Origin of the sequence: Actinoplanes auranticolor (assembly GCF_018332655.1) — a bacterium.
In the GTDB taxonomy this organism is placed as follows: Bacteria; Actinomycetota; Actinomycetes; order Mycobacteriales; family Micromonosporaceae; genus Actinoplanes; species Actinoplanes auranticolor.
On the sequence record NZ_BOQL01000006.1, the window covers coordinates 42,656 to 66,543 of the forward strand.

General features: G+C 72.7%; 22 protein-coding genes. 11 read left to right on the forward strand and 11 right to left on the reverse strand.

Going from position 1 to position 23,888, the window contains the following annotated elements; translation table 11 throughout:
- Positions 1-106: 106 nt before the first annotated feature.
- Complete coding sequence (locus Aau02nite_RS03225; RefSeq protein ID WP_212986788.1) at positions 107-298, forward strand: hypothetical protein; 192 nt, start codon at positions 107-109, stop codon at positions 296-298.
- Positions 295-573, forward strand: coding sequence for a hypothetical protein (locus tag Aau02nite_RS03230; RefSeq protein WP_212986789.1), 279 nt, complete (start codon positions 295-297; stop codon positions 571-573). The genes Aau02nite_RS03225 and Aau02nite_RS03230 overlap by 4 nt, the downstream gene beginning before the upstream one ends.
- Before the next feature lie 7 nt (positions 574-580).
- Here Aau02nite_RS03230 and Aau02nite_RS03235 read toward each other — a convergent pair whose 3' ends face one another.
- Entirely contained in the window at positions 581-1,414 is an 834-nt protein-coding gene (locus Aau02nite_RS03235) for a helix-turn-helix transcriptional regulator (protein WP_246594854.1), read from the reverse strand.
- A gap of 109 nt (positions 1,415-1,523) precedes the next feature.
- Here Aau02nite_RS03235 and Aau02nite_RS03240 point away from each other — a divergent pair, with 109 nt between their 5' ends.
- Positions 1,524-2,159: a TetR/AcrR family transcriptional regulator gene (locus Aau02nite_RS03240; protein ID WP_212986790.1), complete on the forward strand. Its 636-nt coding sequence runs from the start codon at positions 1,524-1,526 to the stop codon at positions 2,157-2,159.
- Positions 2,156-2,599, forward strand: a complete 444-nt coding sequence (locus Aau02nite_RS03245; RefSeq protein ID WP_212986791.1) for an acyl-CoA thioesterase — start codon at positions 2,156-2,158, stop codon at positions 2,597-2,599. The genes Aau02nite_RS03240 and Aau02nite_RS03245 overlap by 4 nt, the downstream gene beginning before the upstream one ends.
- A gap of 47 nt (positions 2,600-2,646) precedes the next feature.
- On the opposite strand, the gene Aau02nite_RS03250 is transcribed toward Aau02nite_RS03245, so the two are convergent.
- The 8 genes from Aau02nite_RS03250 to Aau02nite_RS03285 form a co-directional block, all read right to left on the reverse strand.
- Positions 2,647-3,699, reverse strand: a complete 1,053-nt coding sequence (locus Aau02nite_RS03250; protein WP_212986792.1) for a glycoside hydrolase family 43 protein — start codon at positions 3,697-3,699, stop codon at positions 2,647-2,649.
- Between the two features lie 185 nt (positions 3,700-3,884).
- Complete coding sequence (locus Aau02nite_RS03255) at positions 3,885-5,768, reverse strand: AMP-dependent synthetase/ligase (protein ID WP_281420950.1); 1,884 nt, start codon at positions 5,766-5,768, stop codon at positions 3,885-3,887.
- Positions 5,769-5,832: 64 nt separating this feature from the next.
- Positions 5,833-7,302 (reverse strand): FAD-dependent monooxygenase, encoded by a 1,470-nt coding sequence (locus Aau02nite_RS03260; protein WP_212986793.1) that lies wholly within the window; start codon positions 7,300-7,302, stop codon positions 5,833-5,835.
- Between the two features lie 69 nt (positions 7,303-7,371).
- Positions 7,372-8,442 (reverse strand): DUF3616 domain-containing protein, encoded by a 1,071-nt coding sequence (locus tag Aau02nite_RS03265; protein WP_212986794.1) that lies wholly within the window; start codon positions 8,440-8,442, stop codon positions 7,372-7,374.
- Between the two features lie 91 nt (positions 8,443-8,533).
- Positions 8,534-9,154, reverse strand: a complete 621-nt coding sequence (locus tag Aau02nite_RS03270; protein WP_212986795.1) for a hypothetical protein — start codon at positions 9,152-9,154, stop codon at positions 8,534-8,536.
- A 129-nt stretch (positions 9,155-9,283) separates the two neighbouring features.
- Positions 9,284-11,398 (reverse strand): iron ABC transporter permease, encoded by a 2,115-nt coding sequence (locus tag Aau02nite_RS03275; protein ID WP_212986796.1) that lies wholly within the window; start codon positions 11,396-11,398, stop codon positions 9,284-9,286.
- 11 nt (positions 11,399-11,409) lie between these two features.
- The gene (locus tag Aau02nite_RS03280; RefSeq protein ID WP_212986797.1) at positions 11,410-12,417 is read right to left on the reverse strand and encodes an ABC transporter substrate-binding protein; all 1,008 of its coding nucleotides are present in this window, start codon (positions 12,415-12,417) and stop codon (positions 11,410-11,412) included.
- Between the two features lie 28 nt (positions 12,418-12,445).
- A complete protein-coding gene (locus Aau02nite_RS03285; protein ID WP_212986798.1) occupies positions 12,446-13,273 on the reverse strand; it encodes an ABC transporter ATP-binding protein in 828 nt (275 codons plus the stop codon).
- A gap of 63 nt (positions 13,274-13,336) precedes the next feature.
- On the opposite strand from Aau02nite_RS03285, the gene Aau02nite_RS03290 reads away from it, so the two are divergent.
- The 4 genes from Aau02nite_RS03290 (at position 13,337) to Aau02nite_RS03300 (ending at position 16,403) form a co-directional block, all read left to right on the forward strand.
- Positions 13,337-14,107, forward strand: coding sequence for a siderophore-interacting protein (locus tag Aau02nite_RS03290; protein WP_212986799.1), 771 nt, complete (start codon positions 13,337-13,339; stop codon positions 14,105-14,107).
- Positions 14,108-14,128: 21 nt separating this feature from the next.
- A complete protein-coding gene (locus Aau02nite_RS46145) occupies positions 14,129-14,473 on the forward strand; it encodes a hypothetical protein (RefSeq protein ID WP_246594855.1) in 345 nt (114 codons plus the stop codon).
- Positions 14,449-14,874 (forward strand): hypothetical protein, encoded by a 426-nt coding sequence (locus tag Aau02nite_RS03295; RefSeq protein WP_246594856.1) that lies wholly within the window; start codon positions 14,449-14,451, stop codon positions 14,872-14,874. The genes Aau02nite_RS46145 and Aau02nite_RS03295 overlap by 25 nt, the downstream gene beginning before the upstream one ends.
- A gap of 101 nt (positions 14,875-14,975) precedes the next feature.
- Positions 14,976-16,403 carry an amino acid permease gene (locus Aau02nite_RS03300; RefSeq protein ID WP_212986800.1) on the forward strand — a complete coding sequence of 476 codons (1,428 nt, stop codon included), beginning with the start codon at positions 14,976-14,978 and terminating at the stop codon, positions 16,401-16,403.
- On the opposite strand, the gene Aau02nite_RS03305 is transcribed toward Aau02nite_RS03300, so the two are convergent.
- Positions 16,387-16,881 carry a hypothetical protein gene (locus Aau02nite_RS03305; RefSeq protein ID WP_212986801.1) on the reverse strand — a complete coding sequence of 165 codons (495 nt, stop codon included), beginning with the start codon at positions 16,879-16,881 and terminating at the stop codon, positions 16,387-16,389. The genes Aau02nite_RS03300 and Aau02nite_RS03305 overlap by 17 nt on opposite strands.
- Before the next feature lie 86 nt (positions 16,882-16,967).
- Here Aau02nite_RS03305 and pepN point away from each other — a divergent pair, with 86 nt between their 5' ends.
- From pepN to Aau02nite_RS03320, 3 genes are all read left to right on the forward strand, one after another.
- A complete protein-coding gene (gene pepN / locus Aau02nite_RS03310) occupies positions 16,968-19,418 on the forward strand; it encodes an aminopeptidase N (RefSeq protein WP_212986802.1) in 2,451 nt (816 codons plus the stop codon).
- A gap of 212 nt (positions 19,419-19,630) precedes the next feature.
- On the forward strand, positions 19,631-20,956 hold the full coding sequence (locus Aau02nite_RS03315; RefSeq protein WP_212986803.1) for an extracellular solute-binding protein: 1,326 nt from the start codon (positions 19,631-19,633) through the stop codon (positions 20,954-20,956).
- 17 nt (positions 20,957-20,973) lie between these two features.
- Complete coding sequence (locus Aau02nite_RS03320) at positions 20,974-21,303, forward strand: hypothetical protein (RefSeq protein ID WP_212986804.1); 330 nt, start codon at positions 20,974-20,976, stop codon at positions 21,301-21,303.
- Positions 21,304-21,367: 64 nt separating this feature from the next.
- Here Aau02nite_RS03320 and Aau02nite_RS03325 read toward each other — a convergent pair whose 3' ends face one another.
- Positions 21,368-23,788: a glycoside hydrolase family 3 N-terminal domain-containing protein gene (locus Aau02nite_RS03325; protein ID WP_246594857.1), complete on the reverse strand. Its 2,421-nt coding sequence runs from the start codon at positions 23,786-23,788 to the stop codon at positions 21,368-21,370.
- Between the last annotated feature and the right edge of the window lie 100 nt (positions 23,789-23,888).

The window sequence follows — 23,888 nt, forward strand, 5'->3', positions numbered from 1 at the left end:
GACGCACGGCGTCCCGGCGTGAGCACCACACGCCGGGACGTCTGCCGTCCGCGGCGCGCCGGTGAAAGACCGGGCCCGGTGCCGGACACGGGCCAGGGTGAACGGGGTGAACACGCAGGCGCGCCGGGCCCGCTTCGAGGAGCTCGCGGTCCTGCTGATGGAGCCGCTGCGCCGGTTCCCGGCCCGTCGTACGGATCCGGACACCGCCCAGGACGCGCTGTCGGAGACGCTGACCCGGCGGCGGACCTGGCGCCGCTGTCCCCGGACCGTACCGCCCGGCTGCTGGAGGATTCCATGATCACCGAATTCGGCTCACCCACCGTCGCGCCGCCGCGTCCGCGCCCCGTCCGCGGCACCGCTTTCGTGCGGGTCACCCGGCTGGACGCAGGCCCGCCCACGGACGTCGTCGAACTCGCGCCGAGCGACGGCAACAGCGAGGCGCTGATCGGGGCGACGGTCTTCGAGCCCGGCCGGCAGTACCTCGTCGCGGCCACCGACGGCCAGGCCCTGGTCTGCGGCTACAGCGGGGCGGCGACCCCGGAGCTGCAGGCGCTGTACGACGCCGCGTTCTGAGCGGGCCTCAGCTCGGCCCGGTCCGGGTGGCAGCGAGGGAGCCGAGCACGGCCAGCGCGTCGGCCGACGGGCTGCCCGGCGCCGCGTGGTAGACGACGAGCTGCTGCCCGGGCGCGGACCGCACGTCGAACGTGTGCACGGCCAGGGTCAGTTCGCCGACGTCACGGTGGACGATCCGCTTGGTCTCGAGGGTCTTGCCCACCACGTCGTGGCGTGACCACAGGCGGCGGAACTCCTCGCTGTGCTCGGACAGGGTGCGCACCACCGTGGCGACCCGGTCGTCCGCCGGTGCCGCCCCGGCGGCCAGCCGCAGGGCGCCCACGCTGGTGCGGGCCACGGCTTCCCAGTCGGCGTAGAACGAGCGGGCCGACGGCTCGAGAAAGACGGCGTGGATCAGGTTGCCACGCTCCTCGAGGTCGGCGAACAGGGCCTCGCCGAGCGGGTTGCGGGCGAGGATGTCGTACGCGCGGCCGAACACGACGGCCGGGCTGTCCCGCCAGGTGCCGAGCAGTTCGACCAGGGCCGGATCGGCAATCTCGGACGAGGCCGGCAGCGTGGCCACCGGCAGCAGCCCGGCCAGTCGGTACGCGTGCATCCGCTGGTCGTGGCTCCACCGCAGCACCCGGGCGAGCGCGTCGAGGATCTGCGGCGACGGGTGCCGTTCCCGGTCCTGTTCGAGGCGGACGTAGTAGTCCACGCTCATGCCGGCCAGGGCGGCCACCTCCTCGCGGCGCAGCCCGGTGACCCGCCGTCCGGTCGCGGCGGGCAGGCCGACCTGCTGCGGTGTCACCTCGGCCCGCCGCGCCCGCAGGAAGTCGCCCAGCATCCCGTCTCTGGTCATGACCGATTGTCTCCCGGGTCCGGCGGCGCCGGGAGGGTGCGTCACACCCACTCTGCGACGTGGGTCGCACTATGTTTACGAACGGTCGGTCTTATTGTACGGTCACGGCATGACCCAGGACGGCCGGCTGATCCGCGGTGAGCGCACCCGCACCGCCGTGCTCGATCAGGCCCTGGTGCTGGCCACCGTGGCCGGCCTCGACGGCCTGTCGCTGAGCCAGGTCGCGGACGCGCTCGGCGTCAGCAAGTCGGGCCTGTTCGCGCACTGGCGGTCCAAGGAGGCTTTGCAGCTCGCGGTGATCGAGCACGCCCGGGCCCAGTGGACCGAGCGGATCATCCGGCCCGCCCTGGCCGCGCCGCGCGGGATCCGCCGGTTGTGGGCGGTGCACGACACCCGGCTGGCCTTCTACGAGGCCGAGGTGCTGCCCGGCGGGTGCTTCTTCGCCAACGCCCACTTCGAGTACAACGCCCGCCCCGGGGTGATCCGTGACCGGCTGGCCGTCGAGCTGACCGACTGGATGACCTTCCTGACCACGCTGGCCGCCGACGCGGTCGCGCTCGGCGAGCTGCGGCCCGGCGCCGAGCCCGGGGGCGTCGCCTACGAGACCGAGTCCCTGGGCGTCTGCGCCGTGATGCAGGCGCCCGTGCTGGGACGCGACGTCACCTTCCGGCGCGCCCGCCGAGCCCAGCTCGAGCACCTGCGCGCACTCGCCACCGACCCGACGATCCTCCCGGAGCCGACATGACCACTGTGACCGAGGCCCCGCCGTACGGCGGCGCCGTGCCCATGCCCGTGCACTTCGACGACCTCGACGCCATGGGGATGCTGCACAACTCCCGGTACGCGGTGCTGGTCGAACGGGCCATCGTGCTCTGGTGGGCCGAGCGCGGCGTCTCCTTCTCGGGCGGCCGGCCCACCACACCGGACGCTTTCAACGTGGTCCGCGAGTACGCCGTGACCTTCCACCGGCCGGTCCGCGGCACCGGCGAGATCAGCGTGCACTTCTGGCTGGAGAGCATGGGCACGACCAGCGCCGACTACCGTTTCCGGGTGACCTCCACCGACGGCGCCACGGTCTACGCCGAGGGCCGCCGGGTGAACGTCCACCTGGACCCGGCCACCATGCGCCCGTCCCCGTGGACCGAGCACGGCCGCACCCTCGGCGCCAAGCTGCTGCGCGTCTGACGCCCGTCCGACCACCCGCCACCACCCTGGAACGGATCAAAGCTCTCCTATTCGAAGAACTTGAGACCCCAGCCGGTGTCGCTGGTGGCGCCCGGCACGTTGGCTCTGCTGTAGACGGTGTTGCCCCACCAGGCGAAGGTGCCGGTGTACCAGAACCGGTTGCTCCACGAGTACGGCGTGCCTTTGGGAACGGCGTGGAACATCAGCGGGAAGCGCGGGCCGGCCGGCGGGCTGGTGGCGATGTCACCGTTGAGCAGCACGAAGCTGTGGTGGCCGGGGCCGTCGACGGAGACGGTGGGGTCCCAGCCGGCCATCATGGTGGCGCGGTGCGAGCCGAAGAGGCAGCCGTTGGACTTGTACCAGTCCCAGACGTGGGCCGGGTCGCCGCCGGCGCGCAGCCGAAGGTCGGCGAGGCAGTACTGGTTGCTCCAGCTGCCATTGGCGGAGTAGACGATGTGCAGCTGCCCGTTGGGGTCGCGGATCGGCTCCGGGCTCTCATTGATGAAGGGGTTGCCGACGACCCGCTCCCACGGTTCGCGGGGCTGGGAGATGACGTACCGGCCGCCGGTGGCGGTGGTCGGGCTGCTCATCCGGGCCAGGTAGATGTTCTGCTCGACGTTGGTGTCACCGGCCCAGCCGGACCAGACGAACCAGCGCTGGCCGTTGAACGTGAACAGAGCGCCGTCGATCGCCCATTTGTCGTCCGGTAACGCGAGTCGGGTCTCCGCGGTGTAGCCGGTGTCCGGGGCGGCCGAGCTGATCGCGTACATGCGGTGGGCGGCGCCGGTCCCGGCGGAGAAGTAGATGTAGTAGCGGCCGCCGTCCACGACGATCTCCGGCGCCCACACCTCACCCCGGCCGCGGCTGTCCGACCACACCTGCCGGGCCGGCGCGGCCGCGAGTCCCTGCGGGGACGAGGCCTGCCGGACCGCGATGCCGCCGTTCAGCGACTGGACCGAGAGGTAGGTGCCGCCGACGCGGATCACGCTGGGATCGGCGGCCCGGATGCTCTGCGCTGCGTCGGCTGTGCGCGCCGGGGAGAGGGCGAATGTGGCGGTCAGGGCCAGCGCCAGGGCGGTGGCGATTCGTGACTTTCGCATGGTCGTTTCCCGCTTCTGCCTCCGCTTCGACGCCGCTGCGGTGGGGGCCGCACGGGGATGGCGTCCGGTGGGGATGCGCCGGAGGCGCCGGGGGACATCCCGGACCGTCGCGCCCTACGCCGGTGCCGGAGAGCGCTCCCTGAGGATTTCCCCTCCGGCCCGGGAAGTCAATGCATCGACGCTGGTCACTGGTTGGGCGAGCCGGCGGGGTAGAGGGAGTCGAGCAGGCCGGCGTACCGGGTCTCGACCGCACGGCGCCGTACTTTCAGCGACGGGGTGAGGTCGCCGCCCTCGACGGCCAGATGGTGGTCCAGGACCAGGAATTTCTTGATCGTCTCCCACGGCGCCAGCGTCGCGTTGAGCTGCTCGACGTAGCCGCCCACGGCCTCGGTCAGCTGCGGCGAGCGGGTGATCCGGGCGTAGTCGGCGCCGCCGAGCCCGTGCCGGGCGGCCCAGCCGCGTACGGCGTCCGGGTCGAGGTCGATCAGGGCGGTGATGTACTTGCGGCCGTCGCCGTGCACGACGATCTGGCTCGCCAGCGGGCAGATCCCCTTGAACCGCGCCTCGATGGTCTGCGGGGCGACGTACTTGCCGTTCGAGGTCTTGATCAGGTCCTTCTTGCGGTCGGTGATCCGCAACGAGCCGGCCGCGGTGATCTCGCCGATGTCGCCGGTGTGCAGCCAGCCGCCGGCCAGCGTCTCGGCGGTGGCCCCGGGCGCGTCGTGGTAGCCCTGCATCACGCCGGGGCCGCGGACCAGGATCTCCCCGTCCTCGGCGAGGGCGACGGCGGTCCCCGGCAGCGGGAGTCCCACGGTGCCGTACTCCGGGCTGCCCGGCCGGTTGAAGAACGTGGTGGCGCAGGTCTCGGTGAGGCCGTAGCCCTCCAGCACAGGCAGACCGACGGCGTCGAACCACTCGCCGATCTCCGTCGACAACGCGGCCGCCCCGGAGATGAAGAAGCGCAGCCGGCCACCGAACCGGCTCCGGATACGGGCGAGCACCAGCCGGTCGGCGATGCGGTGCTGGACGGCGAGGACCCGGCCCGGCCGCTCGCCCTGCCGGCGCAGCCGGGACACGCGGAGCCCGACGCCGATGCCCCAGGTGAACAGGCGGGCGGTCGCCGGATTGCCGTTCTGCACGGTGGCCAGGACGCCGGCGTACACCTTCTCGAAGATCCGCGGCACTGCCGGGATGATCGTCGGCCGGACCACCGGCAGGCGCTCGACGAGCCGGCCCACGTCACCGTCCACGGCGAACGCGAAGCCCACCGACAGCTGGCAGGAGAGCAGGGCCTTGCCGAAGGCGTGCGCGAGCGGCAGCCAGAGGTAGCCCAGGTCGTCCGGGTCCAGGAAGCCCATGGCCTGGATGGCCAGGCCCTGGTAGATCCAGCTGTGGTGGGTGACGCGCACGCCCTTGGGCAGCCCGGTGGTGCCGGAGGTGTAGATCAGCGTCGCCAGGTCGCCGGCCCGGATCGCGGCGCACGCCTCGCGTACCACCGCCGGTTCCGCGGCCAGCAGCTCGCGGCCCCGGGCGCGTAGGTCGCCCAGGGTCAGCACCCGGGTGTCGCCGTCGTCCGGGGCGCCGTCGATGAGGACGGCGTACTCGACCGGCGAGCCCGCGGCGAAGACCTTGGCCAGCTGGCCGGCGTGCTCGACCACCGCGAAGCGGCTCGCCGAGTCGGTGAGGATGTGCGTGACCTCCGCGGCGGAGCTGCTGGGATAGACCGTGGTCGTGGCGCCGCCGGCGCACATGACGCCGAAGTCGGCCTCGATCCACGCGGTGCGGGTGCCGGCGAGGATGGCCACGCGTTCCTGCGCCCGCAACCCGAGGCCGAGCAGGCCGGCGGCGATCTCGGTGACCGCCGTACCGGTCTCGGCCCAGCTCTGCGACCGCCACGCGCCCTGGCTGTCCGGGCGCCGGTAGGCCTCGGCGTCCGGCGTACGGGAAACCCGGTCGAGGAACATCGCGCCGAACGACGCCGGCTCGGTGCGCCGCAGCTCCGCCAGCAGAGCCTCCTCGGCGGTGCTCGCGCGGCAACTCGTGGACGCCGTCACGGTGCTCGTCGGCATGGCCTCCCTCTCCGTCGACCCCTTCATCATCCGTCAGCGCGAACGGCGGCGGCAGCGGACCCGCTCAGCCGGGACGCAGGACACCGAGCAGGAAACGGTCCGGACGTACGGCGGTGACCGTGCCGGCCTGGCCGCGCAGCAGGCCGTCGAGATCCTCCACCGCCAGGCAGCCGGGCGCCGGATCGGCCAGGTCCAGCGCCAGGTGGACCGCGCCCGGGCGCTCCGCCTCGGGCACCCGGCGGGGGTCGCAGCCGTGGCCGAGGAAGGCCCAGCGGTAGCCGATCACGTCGTCGAGCCGGACCGCTGGGCCGCCGGCCACCCGGACCCACGGATTGGGCAGCACGTGGCCCGCCCGAGGCAGCGGCCCGGCCACGGCGCGGGGCAGCCGGCGCGGCGGGAGCGGGCGGTCGCCGAGGCGGCGTCTGAGGCCCGGCACGGCGTTGAGGCTGCGGGCCAGCCCGCGGAACACCAGCGCGGCGGCCCGGTTGCGGGTCTGCAGCACCCGGCCGATCCGCAACGCCAGGGCGGTGGTCGCGGCGACGTCCGGGCGGCGCTCCCGCTCGTACGCGTCCAGATCGCCCCCCTCGCGCAACCGCCAGGCCAGCGCCCCGGCGTCCCTGATCCCCATGCCCAGCCCCGCGCCGGCGAACGGTGGCATCGCGTGCGCCGCGTCCCCGGCCAGCAGCACCCGCCCGGCGCGCCACCGCTGGGCCATCCGCGCGTGGAAGGTGAAGACGGCCGCCCGTTCGACCTCCAGCCGGTCCGGATCGGTCCACGGCGCGACCAGCTCGCGGACCGTCTCCGGCCGCACCATGGCCGCGGGCTGCTCGCCGGGCAGCAGCATCCACTCCCAGCGCCAGCGGCCGGGGCTCGACATGGCCACCGCCGGGCGCGCGGGGTCGAGCACGAACGCCACCGTCGGGTTGCCGTCGGCGGTGCCGTCCACGCCGGTGTCGTCCGTGGCGGTGCTCGCCGCGTCCACCACCAGCCAGGGCTGCGCGAAGGTGTCGCCGTTGAAGGCGATCCCGGCCTGGGTGCGTACGGTGCCGGAGGTGCCGTCGCAGCCCACGAGCCACTGTGCGGTGATGCGTTGCCCTTCGTCGAGGACCGCGACGACGTGATCGGCGGACTGCTCGACGCCCTGGACGGACCGTCCGGCGAGTACCTCGACCGAGGGCAGCTCGGCGAGGGCGGCGCGCAACGCGGCCTCCAGAGCGGGCTGGTCGATGCGCACGATCTGCGGGTGCCCGAACGCCTGCGCCCGCTGCGCCATCAGGAACAGCGGTCGCCGGTCGGCGCCGACGGCCCCGTTGCGGGTCATCGGCACGGACCAGGCGGTGTGCGGCGCCATCCCGGGGATCAGCGACAGCAGCCGGATGGACTCGGTCTCCAGCACGGCGGCCCGGGGCTTCGGGTACGGCCGGACGTTCGGCTCGACCACCACGGTCCGCACACCCTGCGCCCCGAGCAACGCGGCGAGCACCCCACCGACCGGTCCGAGCCCGGCCACCACCACCGCCGCATCCCGTGTCACCGGGGCATCATGTCAGGGCCGCGAAAGAGTCAGGGCCGCGAAAGAGTCAGGGCCGCGAAAGAGTCAGGGTCAGGGCAGCCGGACCACGTCGGCGATCACCGCTCCGTCGTCGGTCAGCCGGATCGCGGCCGGGCTGTCGAAGACGATCATGGCGAGCTTGTCCTCCGGGTGCCCGATCAGGCCCATGCCCTCGGCGTGGTCGTCGCCCTCGCCGTACGTGATCTCCAGCTCGCGGGTCAGCATCCCGCCGCGCACGACCGCCGGCATCTCCACCCGGTAGGCATCGCGCCAGCGGTAGATCCGCACCGGGCCGTCCAGATCCATGGTCGGGCCGGCCAGCACGAGCAGGTCGTCGCCGTCCGGGCAGAGGTCGCGCACGCCCAGGCCGTCCAGGTCCAGGACGTGTTTGCGGTACATCAGGCCGTCGTCGAAGGGCCGCAGCCGCAGCCGGCCGGGCTCGGCGGGATCCACGTACGGCCGCAGCTCCAGCACGAACGCCCACCCGCGCAGCACCGGGCCGCGCAGGCCGAGGTAGACCCGGTCCCCGCTGACCGCGATGCCCTCGATGTCCAGCCCGTTGTCCTTGCCGGGAATGGCCAGGAAGGGCGCGAGGTGGGGGTCGTGGCGCAGCAGGGTGCGCAGCCCGTCCCGCTTGTCGAGCTGCGCGGCCCGGTGGTGCCGACCGTCGACGACGATCTCGCGCACCGGGGTGGGCAGCCCGTCGATGTCGGCGATCGGCAGCCGCACCAGGATCTGGCGGTTCTCCTGGCCCTCGACCCGGGCCAGCCGCCGCAGCGCCTTGTCACCCGTGTGGCGGGTCTTGATCTGCTTGCGGCGCAGGCTGTGCGAGCCGACCGCCCACAGGAAGGGCCCGGTCCGGGCCAGCCCCTCGATGTCGGCTTCCTCGTCGGCGTCGGCACCGGGCAGGTCGACGAAGTCGGCGAGCCGGAACGTCCGCTCGTCGGTGTACTCAGCCGGCTGGGCCGGGTCGTCGGCCACCAGGCGTTCCACCGTCGCCGTCTCGTCGCCGGCGATCCAGAGCACCCGGCCGTCGACCCGCACCGCGGACAGGTTCGTGTGCGTGGCGGCGGCCCGCGAGAGGTCCCCGAAGCGCAACCGGACCGTGTGTACCAGTGTCATGGCGACCATCGTGGCACCCGTGGTCCCGCCCGGTGCGGCAGACGGCCGACACCGCCCCGGTACGGGACGGCATCGGCCCGCATTCAGCCGGTCAGCCGACGCCCTGCTGAGCGCCCTTCTCCACGTGCACACCGGCACCGAAGTCGACCATGGCGTCGCGGCTCAGCCCGATGCCGTCCCAGAACTGGATCAGCAGGTACGTGCCGGAGGGCTGCTCCACCCACAGCGTCCGGCCGTCGGTGTTGTCCGTGCCCTTGACCAGCACACCCTTGCGATCGCCGACCGTGACGGCCTCGCCCGCCGGTACGCCCTGCTGGTCCTTGGACTGCAGCATCACGGCGATCTTGCCGACGAAGCTGCGCGGGTCCTGCAGCGGGTTCGTGGACGGGTCGACCTTGGGCCCGTCGGCCGCGCTGCGGGGCGCGAGCACGATGCTGGAGGCGTCGTCGGCCTGCACGAACCAGCCGTCCGGCACCTTGTCCAGGCTGAAGCCCTTGGGCTGCTTGCCGGTATAGGAGACGAGCTGCGTCGCCGCGGCGGCCACGGCCGGGCGGTCGGCGGGCGGCTGGGCCGGCCCGGCGGGGCCCGTACCGCCGCCGGCGAAGGAGAACGCGGCCACGATCGCGGCGACGGCGAAGGCGGAGCCACCGACGGCCAGGACGGTGCGGCGGTGGCGCGGGGCCGGCTGGTCGGACTGGGGGTGCAGATCCATGGTGAGGTCACTCCTGGAGGGAATGGCTGCGCGGACCGGGCCGGTCCGCACAGGCGATCGAGTCGCACCCCCCAGACGGATGCGCCCGCGGCGGGGTTGCATGCGCGGGCGACCGGTTCGCGGCAGAATTCAGCGGCTGCGCCAGAGCAGCCAGACGAAGTACGGCGCGCCGATCAGGGCGGTCACCAGGCCGGCGGCCAGCTGCGCCGGGGCGATCAGGGTACGGCCCAGCGTGTCGGCCACGCTCACCAGCAGCGCACCGAGCAGCACCGCCACCGGCAGCACCCGAGAGTGCCGGGCCCCGACCAGCGCCCGGGCGGCGTGCGGCGCGACGAGGCCGACGAACGCCAGCGCCCCGACCGCGCACGCCGCGGCCGCGGTGAGGACGGCCGCGAGCGTCAGGTAGGCCGGCCGGGCCCGGCTCAGCGGGATGCCGAGCACCCGCGGCACGTCCTCGTCGAGCGCCACCAGGTCGAGCGTCCGGGCCCCGGCCAGCGCCGGCGGGAGGGCCACCAGCAGGGCCAGCGCCACCGGCAGGAGCTGGTCGGCGTCGCGGCCGTAGGTGGAGCCGGCGAGCCACATCAGGGCCAGGTTGACGTTCCACGGGGACACGAGCACGACCACCAGCGTGGTGATCGCCGCGGCGCCCGCGCTCACCCCGACGCCGATCAGCACGATCCGGTCCGACGACGGCCCGCGCCCGGCTGCGAGCCGGTAGACCAGGGCGAAGGTGGCCAGCGCGGCCACCGTCGCGGCGCCCATGATCGGCCAGACGCCGATGCCGGGCAGCACCATCACGACGAGGATGGCGCCGACGCTCGCGCCCGGGGTGACGCCGAGCAGGCTCGGCTCGGCCAGGGGGTTGCGGCACACCGCCTGCACGATCGTGCCCGCGAGCGCCAGGGCCGCGCCGCCGAGCAGCGCGGCGCCCACGCGCGGCCAGCGCTGGTCGAGCACGAAGGACACCTCGCGGCCCGCCGTGCCGCGCCACCAGTTCATGACGTCGCCCAGCAGGACCAGCCGGTCACCGAGCAGCAGCGCGCCGACGGCCGCGGCGACCAGGGCGGCCCCGAGAACCGTCGTGACGCCGATGACCCAGCGCCGCGACCGCACGGTGCTGCGGGCGCCGCGCGCCTGCGTGGCGGCCGGTCCGCCGTCGCGCAACCGCCGGGCCAGCCAGACCAGCAGCACCGCTCCGGCCAGCGTGGTCACCACGCCGGTCGGCACGGAGATGGCCACATCCGCGGATACGAAGGCCCGGATGAGTACGTCGGCGGCCACGATGACCAGGGCGCCGACCGTCGCCGCCAGCGGCAGCAGCAGCAGGTGCCGGCCCAGACCCGGCACCCGGCGGGCCACCAGGCGGGCGATCACCGGCGCGGACAGGCCGACGAAGCCGATCGGCCCGGTGACCGTCACGGCGATCGCCGCGAGCAGCACCGCCAGCACGACCGCGACCAACCGGGTGCGGCGCACGTCGACGCCCAGCACCCGCGCCGGGTCGTCGCCGAGCCCGAGTACGTCCAGGCGGTGCGCCAGCAGGAGCGTGCCCAGCACCCCGGCCGCCACGATGGGCGCCGCCGTGGTGACCTGGTGGGCGCCGGACTGCACGGTGGTGCCGCTGCCCCAGGCGAACAGGCCGACGGTGTTCTGCTGGAACAGCATGAGCAGCACGGAGGTGAGCGCGTTGAGGGCGAGCGCGATCGCGGATCCGGCCAGGACCAGCCGCGCGGGACCGCCCGCCCCGCCGCGCGACACGAGCAGCACCAGCCCGGCCGCCGCGAGACCGCCGAGGAACGCGACCAGCCCGCTGACCACGAACGGCAGCGAGACGCCGAACGCCGCGACCGCCACCACCGACACGTACGCGCCCGCGTTGACGCCGAGCGTGTCCGGGGCCGCCAGCGGGTTGCGGGCCACCGACTGCAGCGTGGCGCCGGCCATCCCGATCGCCACCCCGGCGAGCAGCGCCGCCACCAGCCGGGGGAACCGGCTGGCGAGCAGCACCGCCACGGCCTCGTTGCGGGTGCCGTCCTCGTGGGCCCAGGGCAGCACGGCGCGCAGGAGCTCCCCGATGCTCAGCTCGGCCGTGCCCTGCGCGAGGTGCACAGTGGACAGCATGGCCAGCACCACGCCGGCGAGGGCGAAGACGCCGGCCGCGCGGAGCGGGAAGCGGGCGGGCGCGCCGCCCTCCGGCGCGGTGGTGACCGCGGGGGAGGACGGCGCGTGCGTCGTGTCGGTCACGGCGGTACCGGTCAGGCGCCGGTCAGCGCGGCGACGAGCGCGTCGATGTAGGCCTGGGCGGACGGCGGCCCGCCGAACATCCAGATGCCGTCCGGGAGGCGGTGCAGGTTGCTGTCCTTGACGAAGGGCAGCTGCTTCCACACGGCGTTGCCGGTGAGCGCGGCGACGAACTCGTCACCACCGTCGGCCTTGTTGGCCACGTACACGAAGGAGGTGGCCGGGTCCTTGATCTTCGTCAGGCCCTCGATGTCGGTCTGCGCGAGGCCGTAGTCCTTGTCACCGCCGGTGGTCCACTGGTTCTTCAGCCCGAGCTCGGCGGCGACTCCGCCGAAGAACGACGTCGGGGTGAACAGCCGCAGGGAGACGGTGCCCGAGTCGATCCAGCCGTCGGCCATGGTGAACGGCGCCCCGGCCTTGCCCGCCTGCGCCAGCTTCGCCTTGCCGGCGGCGACGTACGCGTCGAACTCCTGCAGCAACTGCGCGCCGCGGGCCTGGGTGCCGGTGGCCTGGGCCAGCACGGTCACGGTCCGCCGCATGTAGCCGATCGGGTCGGTGCCGTCGGAGCCGCGCAGGGTGAGCACGGGTGACTGCTCGGCGATCTGCGCGATGACGTTCTCGGGCAGGTCGGTCGTCGTCACCACCAGGTCGGGGCGCAGCGCGGCGATGGCGTCGAGACTGGGCTCCCCGCGGGTGCCGACGTCGGGCGTCGAGGCGTCGATCGGCGCGATGGTGTTGTAGTTGTTGTAACCCTTGACGTCGGCCTGGCCGATCGGCTTGACGCCCAGGGCGACGAGGTTCTCCGACAGGCCCCACTCGAGCGACACGATGCTGCGGGCGGGGGCGTCGAGGTGCACCGGCCCGCGCTCGTCGGTGAGGTCCACCGGACCGGACGAGGTGGCCGGGCCGGGGCTGCCGGCGGCGTCGGCGGCGTCCTCCGTGGTGCCGCACGCGGCGAGGAGAAGGGCGGTCATCGCGGTGGCGGCCGTGGCGAGGGCGCGGCGGCGGGGGATGGTGGGCATGGGTGTTCCTTCTGATCGGATGGGATGGTCAGATCGGGCGGGCGGGGCGGTGGGTGTGCCGGCCGACGGGCTGGGTGCGGACCCGGCCGGCGTCGTCCACGTGCACGTCGATGCGCAGGCCGTAGACCTCGGTGAGCAGCTCCGCGGTGAGCACGTCGGCCGGGCGCCCGGTGGCCCGCACGACCCCGCCGTGCAGCAGCACGACGTGGTCGGCGACGGCCGCGGCCTGGTCGAGGTCGTGCAGCACCACGCCGACGGCCACGCCGTGGTCGTCGGCGAGCTCACGGACGATGTCCAGAATCTCCACCTGGTAACGCAGGTCGAGGAACGTGGTGGGCTCGTCGAGCAGGAGCACGCCGGTGTCCTGGGCCAGGCAGGTGGCGAGCCAGACCCGCTGCAGCTCGCCGCCGGAGAGCTCGTCCACCGGGCGGTCCGCCATGGCGGCGACGCCGGTCAGGCCCATGACCCGGGCGACGATGCCCGGCCCCTCGGCGTCCCCGGCGCCGAACCGCCCCCGGTACGGATGCCGCCCGTAGGCGACCACGTCCCGCACCAGCACGCCGCCCGGAGTCGGGTGGGACTGGGTGAGCAGTGTGACCCGGCGGGCGAAGTCGCGCGGGCGCAGGGCGAGGGCGTCCAGGTCCGCGTCGAGCCGGACCGTGCCGCGGTGCGGCTTGTGCAGCCGGGCGAGGGAGCGCAGCAGCGTCGACTTGCCGGAGCCGTTGGGTCCGACCAGGGCGACCACCGTGCCGGCGCGCAGCTCGATGCCCGCGTCGTGCACGACCGTGCGGCCGTCGTAGGCGAGCGTGAGGTCGGCGCCGGCCAGGGCGACGGACACGGTTGAGGGGCTCGTCATAAGGTTAGGCTAGCCTAACGCTGATCTTGAAGGCAAAGCCGGACCCCCGACGAAAGGCTCCCGATGCCCGCTGTCCTCCTGGCCGAAGTGGTGGCCGTCCGCCCGCTGAGCCCGCACGCCGTGGCCGTCACGTTCGACGGACCGGACGTGTCCCGGATCGCCTACAGCGGCGCCGACCAGCGCATCAAGCTGTTGTTCGCCCGGGACGGCCAGCGGGCGCCGCTGCTGCCGGCCGCCGACGACTGGTACGGCTCGTACCAGGCCATGCCGGCCGAGGTGCGCCCGGTCATGCGCACGTACACGGTGCGGTCACAGGATCCCCGCAGCGGCCGGGTCGACGTCGAGTTCATCCTGCACGGCGACACCGGCCCGGCCTCGGCGTGGGCCTCGGCGGCCCGGCCCGGTGACCTGCTGGGCATCATCGCGGCCACCGCCGAGGACGACGGTGCCCAGGCCCGCCCGTACGCGCCCGGCGACGCCGACTGGCAGCTGCTGGTGGGGGACGCGACCGCGCTGCCGGCCATCGCCTCCATCCTCGAGCAGCTGGATCCCGGCGCGTGCGCGCGGGTCTTCGTCCAGGTGCCGTCACCGCAGGACATCCGGGAGCTGGCCACGCCCGCCACCGACGTGCAGATCACCTGGTTGACCGGGGTCGCTCCGGCCGAGGCGGTACGCGACGCGGAGCTGCCCGCCGGCAAGCCGTACGCGTGGGTGGCGGGCGAGGCCGCGATGGTGCGGGCACTGCGCCGCCACCTCGTGGGGGACCGGGGCCTGGACGCCCGGGCGCACTATTTCGGCGGCTACTGGCGGGCGGGCGTGGCCGAAGATGCCTGAGGGGGACGCTGTAGCGGTTCAGTGGAAACCCTGGAGGTCGCCATGCACCGCCGGTTCCGCTCCCTGCGTACCCTCGCGGCGGTCCTTGTCCTGGCCGTTCCCGCCGCTGTCGTGGCGGTCACGCCGGTGGCCGGTGCGGCGGCCCCGGCCGTGGCCGGTCTCCAGGCCGAAACCCTGGTCCCGACTCCGCCCATGGGGTTCAACGACGGGAACGCCTTCGGCTGCGAGGTCGGCGAGGAACTGATCCGGGAGACCGCCGACGCGATGGTCGCCGCCGGGCTGGCGGCGGCCGAGTACTCCTACGTCAACATCGACGACTGCTGGTCGGCCAAGACCCCGGGATGCGGACGGCCGACTGGTTCCTGATCCGGTTAAGTTCCGTCGGCCCCGAGGATCCGGTGCTGCCGGTGCGACAGGCCATCTTCTCCTTCGAGGACGGCACCGACGGCTTCACCACCCGCCAACCCCGGGACCGGTGGCACCGTGGCGCAGTCGCCCGCGTTCCCCACCGACGGGACGCCCGGCCTGCGGGTCGAGACCCCGGTGCCGGGCAACTGGTTCGGCGCCCCGGTGCCCGCGTCGCTGGACCTGCGCGGCGCTCCGGGCGGGCGTGGACGAACCCGCACTCCAGCCGCACGGTCACCGAGTCCTTCGACGACATCGAGTGCCCCTCCGGCGTCAACCTCGACGTCAGCCGGATCCGGGTGGTGTGGGTCTTCCTCAACACCGGGGGAGTGGTCCACATCGCCCACGTCCGCGCCGAATGACATCCACCCCTGTGGATGCTTTTTGATCGCCGACGTGGTACTCCGGTTGCAGAGGCGGCCCATCGGCGGGACGCCGTGGCGTACTCCACGAGGAGGGGGCCATGACAGCGACACCGGAGTTCGGCCGCGGATCGGGAATCTTCCGCCGCAAGCCGGTCGAGGAGATCGCCGACGAGCGGGAGACCGGCCTGTCCCGCACGCTCGGACTGTGGCAGCTGACCGCCATCGGGGTCGGCGGCATCATCGGCGCCGGCATCTTCGCGCTGGCCGGTGCGGTGGCGAACGAGACGGCCGGGCCCGCCGTGCTGATCTCGTTCCTGATCGCGGGCATCGCCAGCGCCGCCGCCGCACTGTCGTACGCGGAGTTCGCCGGCATGATCCCGAAAGCCGGCTCCGCCTACACGTACGGCTACGTCGTGCTCGGCGAGATCGTCGGCTGGTTCATCGGCTGGGACCTGTTGCTGGAGTACATCGCGATCGTGGCGGTGGTGGCGATCGGCATCTCGGGCTACTTCGCGTTCCTGATGGGGCAGCTCGGTGTGGATCTGCCCGCCTGGATGCTGGGGGCGCCCGGCACCGGCGACGGGCACGTGGTGGACCTGTTCGCCGTGGTGCTGTGCCTGCTGATCGCGTTCCTGCTGAACCGGGGGATCAAGGCGGCGGCGCGGTTCGAGACCGGCGTGGTCGTGCTCAAGGTGGCCGTGGTGCTGCTGGTCATCGTGGTCGGCTTCTTCTACGTCCGATCCGAGAACTACCAGCCCTTCTTCCCGTTCGGCATCAGCGGCGCGATCACCGGCGCCGCCACCGTCTTCTTCGCCGTCTTCGGCTACGACGCGATGAGCACGGCGGCCGAGGAGTCCCGCGACGCCAAGCGGCACCTGCCCAAGGCCATCATCTACTCGCTGGCCATCTCGATGGTCCTGTACGTGCTGGCCACCCTGGTGCTCACGGGCATGCAGAACTACCGCGAGATCGACCCGGAGAGCGGCTTCTCCACCGCGTTCGCGTCGGTCGGGCTGTCCGGGCTGGCCGAGGTCATCGCGGTGGGCGCGATCATCGGCATCCTGACCGTGATGTTCACCTTCATGCTCGGCGTGACCCGGGTCTGGTACGCCATGAGCCGCGACGGCCTGCTGCCGGCCTGGTTCGCCAAGGTGCACCCGGTGCGCCGGGTCCCCAGCCGGGTCACCTGGATCGCCGGCGTGGCCTCGGCGATCATCGCCGGGCTGCTGCCCATCCGGGAGGCGGCGGAGCTGACCAACATCGGCATCCTGCTGGCCTTCGTCGTGGTCTGCGTGGCGGTGATCGTGCTGCGCTACCGGCGCCCGGACCTGCCGCGCTCGTTCCGGCTGCCCGGCATGCCGGTGATCCCCGCGCTGGGCGTGATCTTCTCCATCTGGCTGATCACCTTCCTGACCCCGACGACCTGGCTGCGCTTCGGGGCGTGGTTCCTGCTGGGCCTGATCGTCTACTTCGCCTACAGCCGCCGCCACTCCAAGCTGAACGAGGACGTCACCGACGCGCGATGAGCTGATCGAAGAAGGCGGACTTGTGCCGCTCGTACTCGCCGGGGCGGTCCCGGTACCGCAGCTTCCCGGCGTTGTAGGCGTCGACCAGGGCCGGATCGGCCGCCAGGAGCTGCCAGGCGCGGCCGAACCGTACATCGTGCTCCGAACCGACCGGCGTCACCGCGACGCCGGTCGGCAACGGCGCGGCCGGGACCTCGAACGTCGCCAGCGTCTCCTGCCAGATCTCCGGGTGCACCACCGCATAGATCTCCCGCAGGGCGGCGACGGCCGGCCCGAACCCCGCGGCGGGCACCCGCAGGTGCAGGTCGACGTCGCCTTTGGTCAGGGCGGCGGGCAGGGAGCTGCCGCCGAGCAGGACCAGCTCGTGCTCACCCAGCAGGCCGGCCAGGCGGGCCCGCTCCTGGGTGAGGATCGCGCGGGCCGGGCCGATGAACTCGCTGCCCGGCCGCAGCGGCGGCAGCTCTTCAGGGTCGTCCACCGTCCCGATCCTGCCCCATCCGGCTTGACGGGGCGGATGGGGCGGCGGGGTGCTCCTACCATCGGGGGGATCCTGGAGGAGGACCATTGCCGACCCGCAGCCTGACCCAGACCGAGGCCGAGACACGCGCCTCGCTGATCTCGGTCGACCGCTACGACATCGCCGTCGACCTGACCGACCTGCCGACCGGGCCGCACGTGCGGTCCGTGTCCACGGTGACCTTCACCTGCCGTGAGCCCGGCGCGGAGACCTTCGTCGACTGCGCCGCCGAGGTGGTCACCGCCACCCTCAACGACCGGCCGCTCGGCCCCGCCGCCGACGGCCGGATCGTGCTGGACGGGCTCGCCGCCCGCAACGTCCTGCGGGTGGAGAGCTTGCAGGCCGACACCGCCGAGGGCGCAGGCGTGCACAGAGCCGTCGATCCCGCCGACGGTGAGGTGTACGTCTGGATGTCCTTCGAGCCGGACCAGGCGCGGCACGTGTGGGCGTGCTTCGACCAGCCGGACCTCAAGGCGCCGCACGCGTTCACCGTCACCGCCCCGGCCGGCTGGACCGTGACCAGCAACTCCGGCTCCGGCAACGCCCGGGTGCAGGAGCTGGGCGACGCCCGCACCTGGACGTTCCCCGACACCCCGGCGCTCTCGCCGTACAACACCGTCATCAACGCTGGCCCGCTGTACGAGATCCGCCGCGAGGCCGACGGCCATGATCTGGGCCTGTTCACCCGGCGGTCACTCGCCGCGGTGCTGGACCGCGACGCCGACGAGATGTTCACACTGACCAGCCAGGGCCTGGCCTTCTACGGCGAGGTCTTCGGGATGCCGTTCCCGCAGCGCACCTACGACCAGGTCTTCATGCCCGAGTTCGGCGGCGCGATGGAGAACTACGGCTGCGTCACCTGGTCGGACGTCTTCCTGCGCCGCAGCACGCCCACGCCGGCCGAGCGGGCCCTGCTCGCCCGGGTGCTGCTGCACGAGATGGCGCACATGTGGTTCGGCAACATCGTCACCATGCGCTGGTGGGACGACCTCTGGCTCAACGAGGCGTTCGCCGAGTTCGCGTGCCACTGGGCCGCGGTGAGCGCCACGGCGTACACCGACGCCTGGGCGGGGCATCTCGCGGCGGAGAAGCTCACCGCGTACGTCGCGGACCAGGGCCCGACCTCGCACCCGATCAGCGTGCCGATCCGCGACGTCGCCGAGGCGGCGTCGATCTTCGACGCGATCACGTACCCGAAGGGTGCCTCGGTCCTGCAGCAGCTCATGACCTACGTCGGCGAGGACAACTTCGCCGCGGGTATGACCGCCTACTTCGCGCAGCACGCCTGGGGCAACACCACCCTGCAGGACCTGATCGACGCGCTGGGCGCGGCCGGTGGGCGCGACCTGAACGCCTGGCGCCGCGGCTGGCTCGAGACGGCCGGGACCGACCGGCTCACCCTGGAGACGGACGGCGAGGACGTGGTGCTGGTGGGCCGCGGGCCCGCGGGTGACCCACGGCCGCAGGTGCTGGGCGTGGGCGCGTACCGCCGCGACGGTGACCGGCTGGCGCGGACGGCGCTGGTCCGGGTCGAAGTGCGGGGTCCGCGCACCCCGGTGGCGGTGCCCGCCGGGGCCGACTTCCTGCTGGTCAACGACGACGACCTGACGTTCGCGACGACCCGGCCGGCCGCCGGGGACACCGCCGGGCTGCTGGCCGCGGCGCCGGCCCTGCCGACCGCCGTCTCGCGCGGCGTCGCCGTGGCCACGGTCTGGGACATGCTGATCACGGGCGAGCTCCCCGCGCGTGCGGCGGCCCACTGCGTGCTGGACGTGCTGCGCGTCGAGACGTCGGACGCCGTGATCGAGCCTTACCTGACGATGGCCGGGAACATCGCGGAGCTGTGGGCGCCGGAGGCCGAGCGGGCCGAGCTCACGGCCGCGGTCGCCGCCGTCTGCCGCGAGCTGGCCGGACAGGGTGGCCGCCGCCAGGTGGCGCTGCGGGCGTTCGCCCGGTCGGCCGGCGACCTGGACGACGTGGCGTGGCTGCAGGAGCAGGCCGGTGACGATGTGGACCTGCGGTGGCACGCGCTGGTGCGCAAGGCCGAACTGGGCGCGCCGACCGCCGACGAGGTCGACGACCTGCTCAAGCGGGACCCGGACCCGGACGCGCAGCGGCGCGCCCTGGCCGTGCGGGCCGCCGCCCCGGACCCGGGTGAGAAGGCGGCGGTGTGGCAGACGCTGGCCGTCGACCGTTCGGTGCCGGTCGGCTCGTTCGGCCCGGTCGCCGCGGCGTTCTGGCTGCCCGGCCAGGACGAGGTGCTGGCGCCGTACGCGGAGAAGTACCTGGAGCTGCTGCCCGGCCTGGACCGGGGCGGCATGATCCTGGCGATGGCCTACACCGGCCGGCTGTTCCCCCGCTTCGGTGTCGACGAGGCATTCCTGGACCGGGCGGAGGAGGCGGCCGCGCGGGTCGCCCCGGTGGTCGGCAAGACGCTGCGGGAGCGGTCCGACCTGGTCCGCCGGATGCTGCGCTCCCGCGCGAACGGGAGCCGCTGACCGGCGGCCAGCAGCAGCGGATCGCCCCGGGCCGGCACGGTGCCCGGGGCGATCCGCTTCTGCATTCGCGCATAGCGCCGTCTGCGACGGATTCGCTGTGGCGATAGCGCAATTGTCATCCGCCGACCATCAGTCATCCGGCCGACCCCCCTTATCCGAAAGGCGGCGGGGTCGGGCCGACACCGATGTGTGATCGTGTCGTTGGACGCAACATGACAACTGCCGATGCCGATACCCGAGAATCCCCGGCAGAGGTCCCGCCGGCTCCTCCCGGTCGGATCAGCCGTCGCGACGTCGTCAAGGGCTCGGTGGCTACCGCGATTTTGTCGCTATCGGCCTCCACCGTGCTGAACCTCCGGAAGCCGGACCCGCTTCGCGTGATGCTGGGCGACGACAACACCGGCGCGTTCAAGTTTCTTTTTGCGTCGTGGTCCCGGCGCAGCGGAATCGACGTGGTATATGAACCGGCCGGCTCGCACGCCCCGGAGCAGCGGGAAAAGATGGTCAAGTGGACAGACGTCACCGATGACCGCGACTACGTCGCCGACCTCTTCGGACTGGATGTCGTGCACGTGCCGGAATTCATCGAGAACAAGCACATCGTCAAGATGGACAAGGACCTCATTGCTGCGGCGAACCGCAGTCGTGGCGCGGGCGAGCCGTTGCGCTTCGACAGATTCATCGGCCCGGCCCTGACGACCTGTCGTAATCCTGGCGACTCTTCCGATACCCATTATGCGGTGCCCCTGACGGCGAACGTGGGTGTTCTGTTCCGCAATGCTTCGTCCACGCCGGGATCCGACATTGCGACCCTGCGCCAGCTCAACACGGACAAGGTTCTCACCTGGACCGCTCAGTTCCCCGAGCGAATCCCCTTGGAACTCGACGGGAACGGTTCGGAGGCGATGATGTGCAACTTGTTCGAGCACGCCTCGGCCTTCGACGACGGCATCATCGAACCCGACGGCCGGCCGCACGCCGACCATGAGCGCTGGAATCGGTTGTTCGGAGGACTCCGTGCACTGGCAGCAGAAGGCCGGCTCAAGCGCGCTCTCGACGAGGAAGGGTCGGCCGAGACGTTCAACACGCTGGGGGCCGATTTCATGCGGAACTGGCCGTCGTCCCGGACGAGCGCCAACACGACCCCGGTCCCGGCAGAGATGATCCCGTTCCAGGGCGCCACCATCGGTGGACAGAACCTGGCGCTCAACAAGAAGAGCAAGCGCCATGTCGACGCCCTCCGGCTCGTGAACTTCCTGACCGGCGAAGAGGCCCAGAAGATCCTGGCGCTGCACGGCTACCTTCCGACCTACAGTCCGTTGTATGACCCCCGCAGCGCAGTCGAAACCATTCTTCCGCACCTACCGATCATCAAACGCGCGTTGTCCGGGGGGAGGCATCGTCCCCGCATTCCCCGTTACTCGGAATTCTCGGCGAAGGTATCCGACGACGCCGTCAAGGCGCTCGCGCCGGAACGTCCGATGGCGATCACGCGGGACCATGTCGAGACGTGGCGGAGCTACTTCCCGACCCGTTGACCGATCCGAGGAGAAGCATGAAAGACGCCGTGCTGGCGCCGCACATCGCCGGGCCGCTGATGGCAATGGCCGCCGTCGTCGCAACCATGTTCGCGCACTGGCTTGCTGTGTCCGAGTCCGGGCGGTGGGCCTGGAGAACGGTGACCGCCTGGGCGATCCCCGCGGCAACGACGATCGGGATGTTGACGGTGGTCTTCTGGAAGGGGGAGGAATTCGCCGGGAACATCGCTTCGACCGGCTCACTCATCGTTTCGGTCATTGTTGCCACTGTGGGCAACGGGGCGCAGTATCTCCTCGTCGCCCGGGCCCGGTCCGCGGGAAGCGTTGACGGCACGGTGGCCGACTAGGTGCCGGAGGCCGGCCGGGTCGAGACCCGGCCGGCCCCTGCGGTGAGGGAGGGTGCTTACCGCCTCACGCGACCGTGCACGTGGTGCCGTTGAGGGTGAAGGACGCCGGGCGGGGGTTGGTGGCTCCGCGGTTCGCGTTGAAGCCGAAGGTCACCGTTGCGCCCGGGGCCAGCGACGGGCTCCAGCTCTCGCCGGTGGCCGTCACCACGGTGCCGGTCTGGGAGACCCGCGCCGACCAGCCCTGGGTGACCAGCTGGCCCGCGGTGTACGACCACTGCAGGTTCCACGCGGCGATCGCGGCCGTACCGGTGTTGGTGACCGAGACCGAGCCGGTGAAGCCGGCGCTCCAGTCGCTGGTGGAGTAGGCCACCCGGCACGAGCCGCCGGGGGGCGTCTCGCCGGCCGCGGTGGTCACGGCCAGCGCCGCCGAGCGGGCCGAGCGGTTGCCCGCCGCGTCCCGGGCGGCCACCGTGAACTCGTAGCGGGTCGCCGCGGTCAGGCCGGTGACCGCGTAGGAGGCCGCGGTGGGGGAGCCGATCAGGGTGCCGTCGCGGTAGACGTCGTAGCCGGCCAGGCCGCTGCCGCCGGTGTCGGTCGCGGCCGGCCAGCTCAGCGACAGCCCGGTGGCGGTCACCGCGGTCGCGGCCGGGGTGCCGGGCACGCTCGGTGCGGCGGTGTCGGCCGGGGTGGAGGTGTAGCTCAGGCCGAAGCCGTACGGGAACAGCGGCGTCTTGCCGTCACCGTCGTTGATCGGCTGCTGGCTCGCCGACTGCATCCAGGTCACCGGGAGCTTGCCGGTCGGCGCGTAGTCACCGAACAGGACGTCCGCCACTCCGGCGCCCTCGCTGCCGGGCAGCCACGCGGCCACCAGGGCGTTCCAGTTGGGCAGCTCGGCGGCGATGTCGAGCGGGCGGCCGGAGACCAGCACCACGATCACCGGTACGCCCGCGGCCCGCAGCCGGGACAGCGTGGCCAGGTCGGTGGCGTCCAGGCTCAGCGAGCCGGGCCGGTCACCCTCACCCTCGGCGTACGGGGTCTCGCCCACCACCGCGACGGCCGCCCGGTACGAGCTGTCGATGCCGGTGCCGTCGCGCTGGTAGGTCACCGTGGCACCGCTGCCCACCGCGCTGCGGATGCCCTGCAGGATCGACGTGCCGGGGTAGGTCGACCCGCTCGCGCCCTGCCAGGTGGTGGTCCAGCCGCCGGCCTGGTTGCCCAGGTCGTCGGCGCTCTTGCCGGCCACGAAGATCTTGCCGCCGGACTTGGCCAGCGGCAGCACCCCGCCCGCGTTCTTCAGCAGCACCTGCGACTCACGCACCGCCTCGCGGGCCAGGGCGCGGTGCGCGGCGCTGCCGATCGTGGACGCGTACGTGCGGTCGGCGTACGGCTTCTCGAAGAGTCCCAGTTCGAACTTCTTGGTCAGGATGCGCCGGTTGGCGTCGTCGATGCGGGTCATCGGGATCTCCCCGGCCTGCACCGCCGCGCGCAGGTAGCCGAGGAACAGCTGCCAGTCGTTCGGCACCATGATCATGTCGAGGCCGGCGTTGATCGAGGCGACCACCTCGGCCTGGGTGAAGCCGACCCGGCCGTCGATCTGGTCGATCGCCGCCCAGTCGGAGACGGTGAAGCCGGTGAAGCCGAGCTCCCCCTTGAGCAGGTCGGTGATCAGGTACTTCGAGCCGTGCAGCTTGGTGCCGTTCCAGCTGCTGAACGAGATCATCACCGAGCCGACGCCCCGGTCGACCGCGGCGGCGAACGGCGGCAGGTGCACGGCCCGCAGCTCGGCCTCGGTGAGCTGGGTGTTGCCCTGGTCGGTGCCGCCGGTGGTGCCGCCGTCACCGATGTAGTGCTTGGCCGTGGCCAGCACCGACGCCGGTCCGTTCAGGGCGGTGCCCTGCAACCCGTCGATGACGGTGGTCATCGCCGTGGCGATCTCCGGCTTCTCGCCGAACGACTCGTACGTGCGGCCCCACCGGTCGTTGCGGGCCACGCACACGCACGGCGCGAACGTCCAGTCCTGGCCGGCCCCGGTGACCTCCTCGGCGGTGGCCCGGCCGATCCGCTCGGCCAGGCCGGGGTCGCGGGTGGCGCCCAGGCCGATGTTGTGCGGGAAGATCGTCGACCCGAGCACGTTGTTGTTGCCGTGCACGGCGTCGATCCCGTAGATCATCGGGATCTGCAGCGGGGCGGCCAGCGCGCCGCGCTGGTAACTGTCGTACATGTCGGCCCAGGCGGCCGGGGTGTTCTGCGCGGGGCCGGAGCCGCCGCCGGAGAGCACCGAGCCGACCCGGTACTGGGTGAGCTGGGCCGGGGTGATGACGGCCCGCTCGGCCTGGGTCATCTGGCCGATCTTGTCGTCCAGGGTCATCCGGGCGAGCAGGTCGGTCACCCGCTGCGCGACGGGCAGGGCCGGATCCTGGTAGGGCAGGACGGCGGCGGCCGCGGCCGGTGGCCCGAAGGCCGCCAGGGCGGTCACGGTGGTCACGGCACACAAGGCCGCTCGGAGGGCAGTTCGCATGGGATCCTGTCTCTGCTGGTGGGAAGCGGGGGAACGGGGCTCATGTAAAGAACTTGCCTGGGTTTTC